The organism is Pseudomonas putida (genome assembly GCA_041071465.1).
GTDB classification, from domain to species: Bacteria; Pseudomonadota; Gammaproteobacteria; order Pseudomonadales; family Pseudomonadaceae; genus Aquipseudomonas; species Aquipseudomonas putida_P.
In genome coordinates, this window is sequence record CP163498.1 from 3,248,312 (window position 1) to 3,264,072 (window position 15,761).

Below are 15,761 nucleotides of genomic sequence, written 5' to 3' on the forward strand. Positions count from 1 at the left end.
ACTTGGAGGGCCATGGCCATGGGACGTCTGACCCGCGTTCTTGTCGCCCTGACCCGCTGGGGGCTGGGCGTATGCGCCCTGTTGGCGGTTTTGGTGGCGCTGTATGTCAGCCTCGGCCGCGAACTGGTGCCGCTGGTCGCCGAGTACCGCGCCGATGTAGAGCGCAAGGCCGAGCAGGCGCTGGGCCTCCCTGTACATGTGGGTGCCTTGGAAGGCCGTTGGAGCGGGCTGGCACCGGTGCTGCGGGTGCGCGACCTGCAATTGGGCGAAGGCGCCACCGCGCTGCGCCTGGATGACGTGATGGTGGTGCCCGACGTCTGGGCCAGCCTCACCGCCCGCGAAGTGCGCCTGGCACGCATCCAGTTGGGCGGCTTGCAGTTGATCCTGCGTGAGAACGAGCAGGGCGTCTGGGACCTCGAAGGCCTACCCAAGAAGGACGATGCGCCATTGGACCCGGCCGACCTGTTGCAGCGCCTGCGCCAGCTAGGCCGCGTCGATGTATTCGACAGCCAGGTCACCCTGCACCCCTGGCAGCGCGACCCGCTTACCCTGACTTATGTGAGCGCTGGCCTGCAGGCCGGCCCAGCACGCCAGGCGGTGGACCTGCGGGCGACCTTGCCTGACGGCCAGCCTCTGGCACTCACCCTGCACAGCCGTATGTCGGCCAAGGCCTGGCGCGATGGCGAGGTCGAAGCTTATCTGAGCCTGCCGCAAAGTGACTGGTCGCACTGGCTGCCGCCAAGTCTGCTGGGACAGTGGCAAGCTGACACCCTGCGCGCAGGTGGTGAGTTCTGGGTCGACTGGGGCAAAGGGCAGCTGCAGCAGGCCGTAGTACGGCTCAATGCGCCTGAGCTACAAGGCGCCTATGCCGGACGAAAGGCCGCCAAGCTTGATAACCTGGCCTTGGGCGCCTGGTTCCAGCGTCGCGAGCAGGGCTTCGATGTGGTGGTCGACTCGTTGGCCATGGACATCGGCAAGCGTCGCTGGGAGTCGCACCTGCAGTTGCAGCAGCGCCCTGGCCAGAGTGCTGCCGATGAAAGCTGGCAGGTACAGGCTGATCGTCTCGACCTCACGCCGCTGACCCCGTTGATCGATGCCTTGGCACCGCTGCCAGACAACGTCATGGACGTGGTAAATGGCTTGAAGGTGACCGGTGCGCTGCGCAATGTGCGCCTCGAGGCCAGGCCCAAGGCCGAGGGTGATCAGCGCTTGCAGTTCGCCGCCAACCTGGAGAAGGTGGGTTTTGAGGCTTATCACAGTGCGCCAGCCGCCGGTAACGTCAGTGGCAGCATCAGTGGTGACCTGGGCCACGGCGAGCTGCGCCTGGATACCGATGCGTTCATGCTGCATCTGTACCCGATCTTCGCCAAACCCTGGCACTACCAGAAGGCCAATGCACAGCTGACCTGGGCCTTGGACAAAGACGGTTTCACCCTGATCGCGCCGTACCTCAAGGTGCTGGGCGAAGAAGGCAAGATCGCCGGTGACTTCCTGATCCGCCTATTGTTCGAGGAAGGCCGCGAGGATTACATGGACCTGCGCGTCGGCCTGACCGAGGGCGATGGTCGCTATACCGCCAAATACCTGCCTGAAGTGCTTAGCCCGGCGCTCGACGAGTGGCTGCGCAGCGCCATCGTCAAAGGCGCGGTGGATGAAGGTTACTTCCAGTACCAGGGGTCGTTGAATCATGGCGCGGTGCCAGAGGCACGCAGTATCAGCCTGTTCTTCAAGGTGCATGACGCGGCCCTGGATTTCCAGCCCGGTTGGCCGCAGGTGCAGCATGTGGATGGCGATGTGTTCATCGAGGACAGCGGCGTGCGCATCAAGGCCCAGCGCGGTGTGTTGCTCGACACCAAAGTCAGCGATGTACAGGTCGATATTCCGCATGTCGAGGGTGATCAGCACAGCCACCTTTACCTGGATGGCGATTTCGACGGCAGCCTGGGCGATGGCCTGAAAATCCTCAAGGAAGCACCAATCGGCACCGGTGAGATTTTCGCCGGCTGGGAAGGTGAGGGGCCACTGAAGGGCAAGGTCAAACTCGACATCCCGCTGGCCCATGGGCAGCGGCCGAAAGTGCAGGTGGACTTCGCCACCAGCGATGCGCGGCTGAAAGTCGCCCCGCCGAGCCTGGAATTGAACCGCCTGAAGGGTGACTTCAGCTTCGACTTCGACAAGGGCCTGAGTGGCAAGGGCATCAGCTTGCAGGCCTTCGGCAAGCCAGTGACGGCGCAAATCTCCGCTGAAGGCCAAGCGGGGCAGATGCAGACCCGTATCAATGCCAATGGCCAGGTATCGCTCAAAGCGTTGACCGACTGGCTGCAGTTCACCCCGTCCTTGCCGGCGTCCGGCGACCTGCCGTACCAGTTGCAGCTAAGCCTGGGCAGCCGGGAAAACAGCCTGAGCGTCACCTCCAGCCTCAAGGGCCTGGCGATCGACCTGCCAGCGCCGTTCGGCAAAGCAGCGGCGGATACCCGCGACAGCCGCTTCAGCATGAACCTGCAAGGCCCGGAGCGGCGCTTCGATGCCTCCTATACCGACCTTGCACGTTTTGCCTATGCCGCACCGGCCGACAAGCTGGCACAGGGCCGTGGCGAGCTACTGTTGGGTACCGGTGACGCCCAGCTACCTGCCAGCCAAGGCCTGAGGGTGCGCGGGCGTTTGGAGGCGCTGGACCTGGCTCCCTGGCAAGAACAGGCGGCCCGCCTGGCCGGTGACGACCCCGGTGGCAGTGCGCGGCAGAACCTGCAAAGCGTCGACCTGAGCATCGGCCAGTTGAAAGCCTTCGGCATGGACCTGAATCAGGCTGTAGTGCGGCTGGCTCGAGGCGGCCCGGCCTGGGATTTGCGCCTCGATAGCAAGGAAGTCATCGGCAACGCCCGCGTACCGGATGCCAAGGGCGCGCCAATGGTCGTGCGCATGCAGACCTTGCGCCTGCCTGCCGCCAGCGCCGCAGAGCAGCAGGCTGAAGAAGGCCCGGACCCGCTGGCCTCGTTCGATCCGCGCAAGGTGCCGGCGCTGGACCTGAGCATCGACAAGCTCTACCGCGGTGACGACCTGTTCGGCAGCGCCTCGATCAAGCTGCGGCCGACTGCGCGTGGCGTTACCGCCAGCGACATCGACCTTGACTTCAAAGGCTTGCGCATCGATGGCGGTGGCGGCTGGGAAGGTGAAACCGGCAAAACCAGCAGCTGGTACAAAGGGCGTCTGGACGGCAAGAACCTGGCGGATGTGCTCAAGGCCTGGGGCTTCGCTCCCACCGTGACCAGCCGCGACTTCCGCCTGGATGTAGATGGCCGCTGGCCGGGTTCGCCTGCCGCGGTGAGCCTGACGCGTTTTTCGGGCAGCATGGATGCGGCGCTGCGTACGGGCCAATTCGTCGAGGTTGAAGGCAGCGCCCAGGCACTGCGGGTGTTCGGCCTGCTCAACTTCAACTCGATTGGCCGGCGCCTGCGTCTGGACTTCTCCGACCTGTTCGACAAGGGCCTGGCCTATGACCGGGTCAAGGGTTTGCTGGTAGCCAGTAGCGGCGTGTACGTGACCCGCGAACCGATCACCGTGACCGGCCCATCGAGCAACTTCGAGCTGGATGGCACGCTGGACATGGTGCGCGACCGGGTGGATGCCAACCTGCAGGTGAGCCTGCCGGTGACCAATAATCTGCCGCTGGCGGCGCTGATCGTCGGCGCACCCGCTGTGGGCGGGGCGCTGTTCCTGGTCGATCGACTGATCGGTGATCGTGTGTCGCGCTTTGCCAGCGTTCACTACCGTGTCGAAGGCCCGTGGAAAGAGCCTAGAATCACATTTGTGAAACCTTTCGAGAAATCCCGCTAGGAGTACCCATGAAGGCAGCGGTAATCCAGATGGTCAGCCAGGATGACGTGCTGGCCAACCTGCAGCGTGCCGGTGCCCTGCTGGAGCAGGCAGCGTTGGGCGGCGCACGGCTGGCGGTACTGCCGGAAAACTTCGCCGCCATGGGCCGCAAGGACGCCGCAGCCATTGGCCGTGCCGAAGCCTTGGGTGATGGGCCGATTCTGCCATGGTTGAAACGCACCGCCCGCGACCTCAAGTTATGGATTGTTGCCGGTACCTTGCCTTTGCCACCGGTCGGCCGGCCTGAGTCCAAGGCCCATGCCTGCTCGCTGCTGATCGATGAACACGGCGAGGTGGTGGCGCGTTATGACAAGCTGCACTTGTTCGACGTGGACGTTGCCGATAATCGCGGCCGCTACCGTGAATCGGACGACTACGCCCATGGCGACCAAGTGGTGGTGGCCGACACGCCCGTCGGGCGGCTGGGGCTTAGCGTGTGCTACGACTTGCGTTTCCCCGAACTGTACAGCGCATTGCGTGCTGCCGGCGCGGAGCTGATCACTGCGCCGGCTGCTTTTACCGCCGTGACCGGCGCGGCACATTGGGAGGTGCTGGTGCGCGCCCGGGCCATCGAAACCCAGTGCTACCTGCTGGCTGCGGCGCAGGGAGGCACCCACCCAGGCCCACGGGAAACCCATGGCCATGCGGCGATCGTCGACCCTTGGGGGCGCATCGTCGCAGAACAGGCGCAAGGCGAAGCGGTACTGCTTGCCGAGCGCGACATTGAAGAACAAGCGTCCATTCGGGCGCGCATGCCGGTGGTTTCGCACCGGCGCTTTTTTTTCGCAGGGCGCGTTGCGGCCTGCGCACACCTCGGAGTGACTATGAGCCAGATGTTATCCACCGTCAGTGAGCAGCTCCTGGCCCCAGGCGGCTTGACCCTGGACAGCCTGCAGAGCGTACTGGGTGAGTTGGCCGGCCCCGGCATCGACGCCGCCGACCTGTATTTCCAGGGCCAGATCTCGGAAACCTGGGCGCTGGAAGACGGCATCGTCAAAGAGGGCAGTTTCAACCTCGACCAAGGCGTGGGCGTGCGTGCCCAATCCGATGAAAAAACCGGTTTCGCCTACAGCAATGCCATCAACCTCGAAGCACTGACTTCGGCAGCCCGTGCGGCCCGTTCGATTTCCCGCGCTGGGCAGAACGGCACGGTGCAGGCCTTCCGCAGCCAGGAGGTGACTGCCCTGTATGCCGCGGACAACCCGCTGGACGTGCTCAGCCGTGCCGAAAAGGTCGAGCTGCTCAAGCGTGTCGATGCCGCTACCCGCGCCTTGGACCCCCGCATTCAGCAAGTCAGCGTGAGCATGGCCGGAGTCTGGGAGCGCATCCTGATCGCGGCGGCCGATGGCAGCCTGGCCGCCGACGTGCGCCCCCTGGTGCGCTTCAACGTCAGCGTCATCGTCGAGCAGAACGGCCGTCGCGAGCGCGGTGGGCAGGGCGGTGGCGGGCGTACCGATTACCGTTTCTTCACCGAAGAGCGGGTGATGGGGTATGCCCGCGAGGCGCTGCGCCAGGCCTTGGTGAACCTGGAGGCCATCCCGGCGCCGGCCGGTACCTTGCCGGTGGTGTTGGGTTCGGGCTGGTCGGGCGTGCTGTTGCACGAGGCGGTCGGCCATGGCCTGGAGGGCGACTTCAACCGCAAGGGGAGTTCGGCATTCAGTGGCCGCATCGGCGAGAAAGTGGCGTCGAGCCTGTGCACCATCGTGGACGATGGCACCCTGGAAGGCCGCCGTGGATCGCTGAGCGTGGATGACGAAGGCACCCCGACCGAATGCACCACGCTGATCGAGAACGGCGTACTCAAGGGCTACATGCAGGACAAGCTGAACGCGCGTCTGATGGGCATGGCGGTGACCGGCAACGGCCGCCGTGAATCCTATGCGCACCTGCCGATGCCACGCATGACCAACACCTACATGCGAGCCGGCGAAAGCGACCCGCAGGAAATCATTGCGTCGGTGAAGAAGGGTATCTACTGCGCCAACCTCGGTGGTGGCCAGGTGGACATCACCAGCGGCAAGTTCGTGTTCTCGACCAGTGAGGCCTACCTGATCGAAGACGGCAAGATTACCGCCCCGGTGAAGGGCGCGACCCTGATCGGCAATGGGCCGGAGGCGATGAGCCGTGTGTCGATGGTCGGTAACGACCTGGCGCTGGACAGCGGGGTAGGGACATGCGGCAAGGACGGGCAGTCGGTGCCAGTGGGGGTCGGGCAGCCGACTTTGAAGCTGGATGCGATTACCGTGGGCGGTACCGGGGCGTGATGGCTGCGGGGACCGATGTGGCAGCGGGCATGCTCGCTGCCACATCGGTCCCGTATGTCAGCGCAACCCGCGCTGCAACTCGTCGAGGTCGCGGATGTACTTGAATACCTTGCGCGCGGCGGCTGGCGGCTTGTTCCGGGCCTTTTCGTGCTGGGCATGGCGCACCAGTGAGCGCAGCTGCTGGCGGTCGGTGTCGGGGTACTCGTTGACGAAGCGCTCGAGGTCCTCGTCGTTGCCGTCGATCAGCCGGTCGCGCCAGCGCTCCAGGCTGTGGAAACGCTCGTTGTACTGGCGGCTCGAGCTGTCCATCTGCTCGAGCAGGGCGTGGATGGCATCGAGGTCCTGCACGCGCATGAGCTTGCCGACAAACGACATGTGGCGTTTACGGGCACCATGAGCGGTGTGCTTGCTGGCCTCGGCCAGGGCCTTGCGCAGCTCGTCGGTCAACGGCAGGCGGGCCAGGGTATCGGCTTTGAGCGTGGTAAGGCGCTCACCGAGTTCGACCAGCTCATGCAGTTCGCGCTTGATCTGGGTTTTGCTTTTTTCGCCGTCGAAGGCGTCGTTGTTTGAATCAACCATGGTGGCAGTCCGCTAGAAATCGTCGCCATGATAACCAGTCGGGGGCCGCTTGTCCGGCCCGGTCGTAGAATGACCCCAAGCCGTACGCAGAATTTGAGTGGAGAGAACCATGAGTGCAGTCCAGAGCGTAGGTCCGAAAGACCTGCCAGCATTGCAGGAGCAGGTCGAGGCGATCATCGCCGAGGCGCGCCGCCAAGGGGCCAGTGCCTGCGAAGTGGCAGTTTCGCTGGAGCAGGGCTTGTCCACCACGGTACGCCAGCGTGAAGTCGAGACGGTCGAATTCAACCGCGACCAGGGCTTTGGTATCACCCTTTATGTTGGCCAGCGCAAAGGCTCGGCCAGCACTTCGGCCAGTGGCCCGGACGCGATCCGCGAAACCGTTGCCGCTGCCCTGGCCATTGCCAAGCATACTTCCGAAGACGAATGTTCGGGCTTGGCCGACGCGGCGCTGATGGCCCGTGAAATTCCTGATCTGGACCTGTACCACGATTGGGATATCGAACCCGAAAAGGCCATCGAAATGGCCCTGGCCTGCGAGGCGGCGGCGTTTGATGCCGACCCGCGCATCCTCAACGCCGATGGCACCACCCTCAATACCCACCAGGGCTGCCGCGTGTATGGCAACAGCCATGGCTTCATCGGTGGGTACGCCTCGACCCGGCACAGCCTGAGCTGCGTGATGATCGCCGAAGGCGAAGGGCAGATGCAGCGTGACTACTGGTACGACGTGAACCGTCGGGGCAACTTGCTGGCCGACCCGCGCAGCATTGGCGTTCGCGCTGCACAGCGTGCTGCCAGCCGACTGGGTGCCCGGCCGGTTCCCACTTGCGAGGTGCCGGTGCTGTTTTCGGCCGAACTGGCCGGTGGCCTGTTCGGCAGCTTCCTGTCGGCTATTTCCGGCGGCAACCTGTACCGCAAGTCGTCCTTCCTCGAAGGTACCATTGGCCAGCGCCTGTTCCCTTCCTGGCTTACCCTCGACGAGCGCCCGCACATTCCGCGCGCGTTGGGTAGCGCCGCGTTCGACGGTGATGGCCTGGCCACCTACGCCAAGCCGTTCGTCGACAAAGGCGAGCTGGTGTCGTACCTGCTGGGCACCTATTCCGGGCGCAAGCTGGGCTTGCCAAGCACGGCCAACTCCGGTGGTGTGCACAACCTGTTCGTCACCCACGGCGTCGAAGACCAGGCCGCGTTGATTCGCCGTATGGGCCGCGGCCTGCTGGTGACCGAGCTGATGGGGCATGGGCTGAACATGGTGACGGGGGATTATTCCCGTGGTGCAGCTGGCTTCTGGGTCGAAAATGGCGAGATCCAGCACGCGGTTCAAGAAGTGACCATCGCCGGCAATATGAAAGACATGTTCCAGCAAATTGTCGCGATCGGTAACGATCTTGAAACGCGCAGCAATATCCATACCGGGTCGGTGCTGATCGAGCGGATGACCGTCGCGGGTAGCTAATTGCCGCCAGAAACATGCAGTGAAATCGAAGACCCGGCCATCGTGCCGGGTTTTTCTTTCACTAACGGATACTTGAAGTGATTCTATTTATCACTTAATAATGAATATCATTATCCAGTCACCCGGCGATGATGTTCATGAAACCCGTCCTCCGCGAACTGCCCTACCTGGAAAACTGGCGCTGGCTCAGCCGGCGCATTCGCTGTGCGCTCGAGCCTGACGAGCCACGGCTGATCGAGCATTACCTGGCCGAAGGCCGCTACCTGGTGTGCTGTACGCAAACCTCGTCATGGACGGTGGCACTGACCTCCTTCCGCCTGCTGCTGGATACCGCCTGCGACCGCATGCTGCCCTGGCATTGGCGCTGCCAGTGCCTGGACCAGGCCTGGCGACCGCTGCTGGACCTGCGCAACCTCGACCGCCAGGAGCAGAACCAGCGCTGGCAACCCTACGCCCTGCAGTTGGCCAATTGCCGCCTGCTGCCGTCGATTTCTCCCGATGAACTGATGCAAGGATTTTATGATGAGTGATACCCGTATCGAGCGTGACAGCATGGGTGAACTGCAGGTGCCTGCCCAGGCCCTGTACGGCGCCCAGACCCAACGCGCGGTCGACAACTTCCCGATCAGCGGCCAGCGCATGCCGGCCCAGTTCATTCGTGCTCTGCTGCTGGCCAAGGCAGCCGCGGCCAAGGCCAACATCGAGCTGGAACAACTGTCCGCCGCGCAGGGCCAAGCCATCGTCAAGGCTGTCGAGCAACTGTTGGCCGAAGACTTCATCCAGCATTTCCCGGTCGATGTGTTCCAGACCGGCTCCGGCACCAGCTCGAACATGAACGCCAACGAAGTGATCGCGACCTTGGCCAGCCGCGTACTGGGTGAGGCAGTCAATGCCAATGATCACGTCAACTGTGGCCAGAGCAGCAATGACATCATCCCGACCACTATCCACGTCAGTGCCGCGCTGGCCCTGCACGAACAGTTGCTGCCAGCCTTGGCGCACCTGGTACAGGTGATCGAGGCCAAGTCGGCGCAAGTGCATCAGTATGTGAAAACGGGCCGCACCCACCTGATGGACGCCATGCCGGTGCGCATGAGCCAGGTGCTGGATGGCTGGGCGGCACAGATCAACGGCGCCAAGGCACACCTCGAAGCCACCTTGCCGAGCCTGCAGGCGCTGGCCCAGGGCGGCACCGCCGTGGGTACCGGCATCAATGCCCACCCCCGGTTCGCTGGCGTGTTTGCCCGCCAACTCAGTGGCCTGACCCAAGTCGAGTTCACCCCAGGGCAAAACCTGTTTGCCCTGATCGGTTCGCAGGATACCGCCGTGGCCCTGTCTGGCCAGCTCAAGACTACCGCTGTGGCACTGATGAAAATTGCCAACGACCTGCGCTGGATGAACTCCGGCCCGCTGGCCGGCCTGGGCGAAATCGAGCTGCAAGGCCTGCAGCCTGGCTCTTCGATCATGCCGGGCAAGGTCAACCCGGTGATCCCGGAGGCCACTGCCATGGTCGCCGCCCAGGTGATCGGCAACGACGCCACCATCGCCATCGCGGGGCAGTCCGGTAACTTCGAGCTGAACGTGATGCTGCCGGTGATCGCCCGCAACCTGCTGGAAAGCATCGAGCTGATGGCCAACGTCAGCCGCTTGCTGGCCGACAAGGCCATCGCCACCTTCAAGGTCAACGAGGGCAAGCTCAAGGAAGCCCTGGCGCGCAACCCGATCCTGGTCACTGCGCTGAACCCGATCATCGGCTACCTCAAGGCCGCCGAAATCGCCAAGACCGCGTACAAGCAAGGTCGCCCGATCATCGATGTGGCGCTGGAGCACACCGATTTGTCGCGTGACCAGCTCGAAGCACTGCTGGACCCGGAAAAACTCACCGCCGGCGGAATCTGACCCTGCGTCACCGCCAAGGAGATTTGCCATGCAGCACTGGAAACGCACCACGGAAACCGCCAACCGCCTGTTCGATCAAGGCGAGCTGGTCGACGCCCGGGAACACTACCTGCAAGCCCTGGCGCTGGCCCAGGTGCTGTTCGAGCGCTGGCATGACGTCGACGAAGCGGTGGCCGCTTTCGTCATCGCCCACCATAACCTGGCCGACTTGCACCTGCGCCTGAACCAGCCGCAGGAAAGCGCCGACTACTTGTGCGCCGCTCACCAGCGGCTGCTGCAGGCCAGCCAGGAGACGCGCCTGCCGCAGGCGCTGCGTGATGCGGCCTTGCGCCACAGCGGGCGCACCTACACCGAACTGCTGAGTTTCATCGCCGAGTACGGCCAGTACCCGCGTACCGAGCGCCTGCTAAGTCGCCACAGCGCCGGGGCCAGCGAGCTCGCTGCCCAGCGGGACCTGGCACCCAGAACCCATGCCTACGGAATTCACTGACATGCCACATACCCTGCCTGCATTGCCATACGCCTATGACGCGCTGGAGCCGCACATCGACGCCCAGACCATGGAAATCCACCACACCAAGCATCATCAGACCTACGTGAATGGTCTCAACGCCGCTATCGAAGGTACCGAGTGGGCCGAATGGCCGGTTGAGAAGCTGGTTGGCGCCGTCAAGCAACTTCCGGAAAACCTGCGTGGCGCAGTGACCAACCACGGCGGCGGCCACGCCAACCACAGCCTGTTCTGGACCGTCATGTCGCCACAGGGTGGCGGTGAGCCTGTGGGCCAGCTGGCGCAAGCTGTCACCGCGCAACTGGGCGGCTTCGAGGCTTTCAAGGAGGCTTTCACCAAGGCTGCGCTGACGCGCTTCGGCAGCGGCTGGGCCTGGCTAAGCGTGACACCGCAGAAAACCCTGGTGGTAGAGAGCAGTGGCAACCAAGACAGCCCGTTGATGCACGGCAATACGCCAATCCTCGGCCTGGACGTGTGGGAGCACGCGTATTACCTCAAGTACCAGAACCGTCGTCCGGAATACATCGGCGCCTTCTACAACGTCATTGACTGGGCGCAAGTGGAGCGCCGTTACCTCGAAGCCCTGAAGTGAGTCGAACCGGTATGCGCTCTGAGGTGATGTCTGTCAGCAGTGTGCGCCTGTTCCGCCTGGCGCTTGGGACCTTGCTGTTGCTGGCTGGCACCGCGCTGCTGGTAGCGCGTGGCCTCGCCTGGCTGGACCTGGAGCCGCGCATGCTTCGCGCCCTTGAGGGCGGTGCGCTATGTGCGCTGGGCACTGCACTGGGCGCAGTACCGGTACTGGTCATTCGCAACATGCCAGTGGCGCTGGCCGACACGCTGCTGGGTTTCGGCGCCGGTGTGATGCTGGCAGCCACCGCGTTTTCCCTGATCATTCCGGGGTTGGATGCCGCCCAGTCCATCGGGTTCAGCCCTTGGGGCGCGGGTGGCCTGATCAGCTTCGGCTTGTTGTTCGGTGCGCTGTGCCTGTTTCTGGTCGACCTCAAGGTGTCTGGCGCCTCGCCAGAAGCGCTGGTTGGCCCCGACAATCAGCCGGTGATTGCTGCACGTATCTGGCTGTTTGTCATTGCCATCATTGCGCACAACATCCCTGAAGGCATGGCGATTGGAGTGTCGGCCGGTGGCGGCATGGCCGACGCCGACAGCCTGGCCATGGGCATTGCGTTGCAGGATGTGCCTGAGGGGCTGGTGATTGCGCTGGTGCTGGCCGGGGCGGGCATGCCGCGTTTCAAAGCTTTCCTGATAGGCGCTGCGTCAGGGCTGGTCGAACCGGTGGCCGCAGTGATCTGTGCCTGGCTGGTGAATGTTGCCGAACTCCTGCTGCCGCTGGGTTTGGCCTGTGCGGCGGGGGCGATGCTGCTAGTGGTCACCCAGGAAATCATCCCGGAGTCGCGCAGCAATGGCCACCATCGGCTGGCTAGCCTGGGGTTGTGTATCGGCTTCTGTCTGATGATGGTGATGGATACCGCGATGTCCTGATTCATCATCAGGTTGGCGCGCACTCCAACAAGGAGTGTGCCGGCTTTATTCGCCTTCGTCGAAGAAGTTGTTGATCAGTTCGACCAGCGCGTCCATGGCATCGCTGTCTTGCTCACCCTCGGTATGCAGGTGCACCTGGGTGCCTTTGCCCGCTGCCAGCATCATCACCGCCATTATGCTCTTGCCATCCACCAGCTTGTCCGGCGCACGTCCAACCCGTACCTGGCAGGGGAAGCGGCCGGCCACGCCGACGAACTTGGCTGCCGCCCGGGCATGCAGGCCCAACTTGTTGATGATGGTGATTTCGCGGGCGGGCATCGTGGGGCGGATCCTTGGGCTAGAGGTCGCGGTGGCGGACCTGGACGTTTTTCAGGGTTTGCTGCAGGTGTTGGCCAAGGCGCTCGGTGATGTACACCGAACGGTGATGGCCGCCGGTGCAGCCGATGGCAATGGTGACATAAGCGCGGTTGCTGGCGGCGAAGCGGGGCAACCACTTGAGCAGATAGCCCGAAATGTCGTTGTACATGTCTTCGACATCCGGCTGGGCAGCCAGGTAGTCGATCACTGGCTGGTCGAGGCCCGAGTGCTCTCGCAGCTCGGGCTTCCAGTAGGGGTTGGGCAGGCAGCGCACATCGAACACCAGGTCGGCGTCGACCGGCATGCCGCGCTTGAAGCCGAACGACTCGACCAGGAACGCAGTGCCAGGCTCGGGTTGGTTGAGCAGGCGCAGCTTGATCGAGTCACGCAGCTGATACAGGTTCAGGTTGGTGGTGTCGATTTTCAGGTCGGCCAGGTCGGCGATCGGCCCCAGCAAATCGCTTTCCACGCGGATTGCTTCCGCGAGCGAGCGGTTGGCGTTGGTCAGCGGGTGGCGGCGGCGGGTTTCCGAGAAGCGCTTGAGCAGCATATCTTCGTCGGCATCCAGGAACAGCACGTCGCACTGGATGTTCCGCGCGCGGGCTTCTTCGAGCAATTCGGGGAAGCGCGTCAGGTGGCTGGGCAGGTTGCGTGCGTCGATCGACACGGCAACCTTCGGTTGCAGCAGTTCGGTGTTGATCAGTGCGTCTTCCGCCAACTGCGGCAGCAGCCCGGCCGGCAGGTTGTCGATGCAGTAGAAACCGTTGTCTTCCAGGACATCGAGGGCAGTGCTCTTGCCGGAGCCGGACCGGCCGCTGACAATGATCAGGCGCATGTTCAGTGCTCGTTCTGTACGTCCAGGACAACCTGGAACAGGGCCTCACTGCTGGTGGCCGCACGCAGGCGATCACGGACCTCCTTGCGATCGAGCATGCTGGCGATCTGACGCAGCAGTTCCAGATGCGCATCGGTAGCGGCTTCGGGCACCAAGAGGACGAACATCAGGTCCACCGGCGCGCCATCGATGGCGTCGTAATCGATAGGTGCTTCAAGGTGCAGCAGGGCGCTGACAGGAGCGGAACATCCTTCAAGCCGGCAGTGCGGAATGGCGATGCCATTGCCGAAACCGGTAGAACCGAGTTTTTCCCGGGCGACCAGTTTTTCGAAGACGTCCTGCATCTCCAGTTCTGGCACTTGATCGGCGATGACGGTGGCGACCTTTTCCAGGGCGCGCTTCTTGCTGCCGCCCGGCACGTTCACAAGGGAACGGCCGGGGGTCAGGATGGTTTCAAGTCGGATCATGGATGAGGGGGATCAGCGGGCAGCTGCACCTTGCAGCAGGCTTTGCTGTTTTTCCTTGTGTTTTTTCAGTTGGCGGTCGAGCTTGTCGGCCAAGGCGTCGATCGCTGCATACATATCTTCGTGTTCGGCGTTGGCTACCACTTCGCCGCCGGGAATCTGCAGGGTCGCTTCGACCTTCTGCTGCAGCTTCTCGACTTTCATGATGACCTGCACGTTGGTGATCTTGTCGAAGTGACTTTCCACGCGAGCGAGCTTTTCAAGCACATAATCGCGAAGTGGCTGGGTGACTTCTACATGCTGTCCACTGATATTGACTTGCATACAGCTTCTCCTTTGTTGCCCGTGCATAAAGAAGCAGGTCTTGCACCTGCCCCACAAACGCTGTGGCACATCTCAGGGGCTACATCAGTCGCTTGCGCTCGCTCGACGGTGCGATGCCGAGGGACTCGCGGTACTTGGCGACGGTGCGACGGGCTACCTGGATGCCTTGTGCCTCCAGTAAACCAGCGATCTTGCTGTCACTCAATGGCTTTTTCTGATTTTCCGCTGCAACCAGTTTTTTGATGATCGCGCGGATCGCCGTGGACGAGCATTCTCCGCCTTCGGAGGTGCTGACGTGGCTGGAGAAAAAGTATTTCAGTTCGTAGATGCCACGCGGTGTGTGCATGTACTTTTGCGTGGTAACCCGCGAAATGGTCGACTCGTGCATGCCCACCGCTTCGGCGATGTCGTGCAACACCAACGGCTTCATTGCTTCATCGCCGTGGTCGAGGAAGCCGCGCTGGTGCTCGACGATCTGCGTGGCAACCTTCATCAGTGTTTCATTGCGGCTTTGCAGGCTCTTGATGAACCAGCGCGCTTCTTGCAGCTGGTTGCGCATGAAGGTGTTGTCGGCGCTGGTGTCGGCACGGCGTACGAAGCCCGCGTACTGTGGGTTGACGCGCAGGCGTGGGATGGCTTCCTGGTTCAGCTCCACCAGCCAGCGCTCGCTGTCCTTGCGCACGATGACGTCAGGCACTACGTACTCGGGCTCGCTGGATTCGATCTGCGAACCGGGGCGCGGGTTGAGGCTTTGCACCAGCTCGATGACCTGGCGCAGCTCGTCTTCCTTGATTTTCATGCGCCGCATCAACTGGCTGTAGTCGCGGCTGCCGAGCAGGTCGATGAAATCGGTGACCAGGCGCTTGGCTTCGGTCATCCACGGGGTGCTGGCGGGCAGCTGGCGCAGTTGCAGCAGCAGGCATTCGCCCAGGTTACGTGCGCCCACGCCAGCTGGCTCGAACTGCTGGATGCGGTGCAGTACCGCTTCGACTTCGTCCAGCTCGATATCCAGCTCAGGGTCGAAACCTGCGCAGATTTCCTCGAGGGTGTCTTCCAGATACCCCTGGCCGTTGATGCTGTCGATCAGGGTGACGGCGATCAGGCGGTCGGTATCGGACATCGGCGCCAGGTTCAGCTGCCACAGCAGGTGGCTTTGCAGGCTCTCGCCGGCCGATGTGCGGGTGGTGAAGTCCCACTCGTCGTCATCGTTGCTCGGCAGGCTGCTGGCGCTGGTCTGGTAGATGTCTTCCCAGGCGGTATCGACCGGAAGCTCGTTGGGGATGCGCTCGCTCCACTCACCGTCTTCCAGGCTGTCGGCACTGACAGTGCTTTCCTGGAAGCTATTGTCCTGGGCTTCGGCGGCCGGCTTGTTTTCGGCGTTGTCCGCCATCGGGTCGCTGTTGTCGAAGTCGTCGCCGTCTTCCTGACGTTCGAGCATCGGGTTCGACTCCAGCGCTTCCTGGATTTCCTGTTGGAGGTCCAGGGTGGAAAGCTGGAGCAGACGGATGGCCTGTTGCAACTGCGGTGTCATCGTCAGTTGCTGGCCCATTTTTAGGACGAGCGATGGTTTCATGGCTGGGGCTTAATACCTTGTTCGCCGGCGCGCATGCGCCATCCACTACACGAGGGCGCCGAGGCGCCAGATCAAGCAAGTTTTATGCCTTAAATTGTAGCGTTTGCCTAGAGTACCGTAACAACTTTA

14 protein-coding genes and 1 pseudogene are annotated in these 15,761 nt (G+C 63.0%); 9 read left to right on the forward strand and 6 right to left on the reverse strand.

The window, feature by feature from the left end:
- Window positions 1–12 precede the first annotated feature (12 nt).
- From AB5975_14995 to tldD, 3 genes and pseudogenes are all read left to right on the forward strand, one after another.
- Window positions 13–3,834, forward strand: coding sequence for a YhdP family protein (locus AB5975_14995; protein XDR18009.1), 3,822 nt, complete (start codon window positions 13–15; stop codon window positions 3,832–3,834).
- A gap of 8 nt (window positions 3,835–3,842) precedes the next feature.
- Window positions 3,843–4,655: pseudogene (locus AB5975_15000) on the forward strand (carbon-nitrogen hydrolase family protein).
- A 42-nt stretch (window positions 4,656–4,697) separates the two neighbouring features.
- Window positions 4,698–6,137, forward strand: a complete 1,440-nt coding sequence (tldD, locus tag AB5975_15005) for a metalloprotease TldD (protein XDR22975.1) — start codon at window positions 4,698–4,700, stop codon at window positions 6,135–6,137.
- Between the two features lie 57 nt (window positions 6,138–6,194).
- Here the strand turns inward: tldD and yjgA are convergent, their stop codons facing one another.
- Window positions 6,195–6,716, reverse strand: a complete 522-nt coding sequence (gene yjgA / locus AB5975_15010) for a ribosome biogenesis factor YjgA (GenBank protein XDR18010.1) — start codon at window positions 6,714–6,716, stop codon at window positions 6,195–6,197.
- Between the two features lie 109 nt (window positions 6,717–6,825).
- On the opposite strand from yjgA, the gene pmbA reads away from it, so the two are divergent.
- The 6 genes from pmbA to AB5975_15040 all read left to right on the forward strand — a co-directional run bounded on the left by pmbA (window position 6,826) and on the right by AB5975_15040 (window position 12,079).
- A complete protein-coding gene (gene pmbA / locus AB5975_15015; GenBank protein XDR18011.1) occupies window positions 6,826–8,172 on the forward strand; it encodes a metalloprotease PmbA in 1,347 nt (448 codons plus the stop codon).
- A 128-nt stretch (window positions 8,173–8,300) separates the two neighbouring features.
- On the forward strand, window positions 8,301–8,702 hold the full coding sequence (locus tag AB5975_15020) for a FagA protein (protein ID XDR18012.1): 402 nt from the start codon (window positions 8,301–8,303) through the stop codon (window positions 8,700–8,702).
- Complete coding sequence (locus AB5975_15025; protein ID XDR18013.1) at window positions 8,695–10,071, forward strand: class II fumarate hydratase; 1,377 nt, start codon at window positions 8,695–8,697, stop codon at window positions 10,069–10,071. Before AB5975_15020 ends, AB5975_15025 begins: the two co-directional genes overlap by 8 nt.
- A gap of 28 nt (window positions 10,072–10,099) precedes the next feature.
- The gene (locus AB5975_15030) at window positions 10,100–10,561 is read left to right on the forward strand and encodes a hypothetical protein (protein ID XDR18014.1); all 462 of its coding nucleotides are present in this window, start codon (window positions 10,100–10,102) and stop codon (window positions 10,559–10,561) included.
- Window position 10,562: 1 nt separating this feature from the next.
- Window positions 10,563–11,174 carry a superoxide dismutase gene (locus tag AB5975_15035; protein ID XDR18015.1) on the forward strand — a complete coding sequence of 204 codons (612 nt, stop codon included), beginning with the start codon at window positions 10,563–10,565 and terminating at the stop codon, window positions 11,172–11,174.
- Window positions 11,175–11,185: 11 nt separating this feature from the next.
- Window positions 11,186–12,079 (forward strand): ZIP family metal transporter, encoded by an 894-nt coding sequence (locus AB5975_15040; GenBank protein ID XDR22976.1) that lies wholly within the window; start codon window positions 11,186–11,188, stop codon window positions 12,077–12,079.
- A 45-nt stretch (window positions 12,080–12,124) separates the two neighbouring features.
- On the opposite strand, the gene AB5975_15045 is transcribed toward AB5975_15040, so the two are convergent.
- From AB5975_15045 to AB5975_15065, 5 genes are all read right to left on the reverse strand, one after another.
- Window positions 12,125–12,397 (reverse strand): HPr family phosphocarrier protein, encoded by a 273-nt coding sequence (locus tag AB5975_15045; protein XDR18016.1) that lies wholly within the window; start codon window positions 12,395–12,397, stop codon window positions 12,125–12,127.
- Between the two features lie 19 nt (window positions 12,398–12,416).
- The gene (gene rapZ, locus AB5975_15050) at window positions 12,417–13,271 is read right to left on the reverse strand and encodes an RNase adapter RapZ (protein ID XDR18017.1); all 855 of its coding nucleotides are present in this window, start codon (window positions 13,269–13,271) and stop codon (window positions 12,417–12,419) included.
- Between the two features lie 2 nt (window positions 13,272–13,273).
- Entirely contained in the window at window positions 13,274–13,738 is a 465-nt protein-coding gene (gene ptsN, locus AB5975_15055) for a PTS IIA-like nitrogen regulatory protein PtsN (protein XDR18018.1), read from the reverse strand.
- A gap of 12 nt (window positions 13,739–13,750) precedes the next feature.
- On the reverse strand, window positions 13,751–14,059 hold the full coding sequence (gene raiA, locus AB5975_15060; GenBank protein XDR18019.1) for a ribosome-associated translation inhibitor RaiA: 309 nt from the start codon (window positions 14,057–14,059) through the stop codon (window positions 13,751–13,753).
- A gap of 79 nt (window positions 14,060–14,138) precedes the next feature.
- Window positions 14,139–15,632, reverse strand: coding sequence for an RNA polymerase factor sigma-54 (locus AB5975_15065; protein XDR18020.1), 1,494 nt, complete (start codon window positions 15,630–15,632; stop codon window positions 14,139–14,141).
- Between the last annotated feature and the right edge of the window lie 129 nt (window positions 15,633–15,761).

Bases quoted from the DNA above. Each gene is read 5' to 3' on its own strand.
- tldD (XDR22975.1), top strand. From the start codon at position 4,698: ATGAGCCAGATGTTATCCACCGTCAGTGAGCAGCTCCTGGCCCCAGGC.
- AB5975_15025 (XDR18013.1), top strand. From the start codon at position 8,695: ATGAGTGATACCCGTATCGAGCGTGACAGCATGGGTGAACTGCAGGTG.
- AB5975_14995 (XDR18009.1), top strand. From the start codon at position 13: ATGGCCATGGGACGTCTGACCCGCGTTCTTGTCGCCCTGACCCGCTGG.
- yjgA (XDR18010.1), bottom strand. From the start codon at position 6,716: ATGGTTGATTCAAACAACGACGCCTTCGACGGCGAAAAAAGCAAAACC.
- pmbA (XDR18011.1), top strand. From the start codon at position 6,826: ATGAGTGCAGTCCAGAGCGTAGGTCCGAAAGACCTGCCAGCATTGCAG.
- AB5975_15020 (XDR18012.1), top strand. From the start codon at position 8,301: ATGATGTTCATGAAACCCGTCCTCCGCGAACTGCCCTACCTGGAAAAC.
- AB5975_15065 (XDR18020.1), bottom strand. From the start codon at position 15,632: ATGAAACCATCGCTCGTCCTAAAAATGGGCCAGCAACTGACGATGACA.
- ptsN (XDR18018.1), bottom strand. From the start codon at position 13,738: ATGATCCGACTTGAAACCATCCTGACCCCCGGCCGTTCCCTTGTGAAC.
- AB5975_15040 (XDR22976.1), top strand. From the start codon at position 11,186: ATGCGCTCTGAGGTGATGTCTGTCAGCAGTGTGCGCCTGTTCCGCCTG.
- rapZ (XDR18017.1), bottom strand. From the start codon at position 13,271: ATGCGCCTGATCATTGTCAGCGGCCGGTCCGGCTCCGGCAAGAGCACT.
- AB5975_15045 (XDR18016.1), bottom strand. From the start codon at position 12,397: ATGCCCGCCCGCGAAATCACCATCATCAACAAGTTGGGCCTGCATGCC.
- AB5975_15030 (XDR18014.1), top strand. From the start codon at position 10,100: ATGCAGCACTGGAAACGCACCACGGAAACCGCCAACCGCCTGTTCGAT.
- raiA (XDR18019.1), bottom strand. From the start codon at position 14,059: ATGCAAGTCAATATCAGTGGACAGCATGTAGAAGTCACCCAGCCACTT.
- AB5975_15035 (XDR18015.1), top strand. From the start codon at position 10,563: ATGCCACATACCCTGCCTGCATTGCCATACGCCTATGACGCGCTGGAG.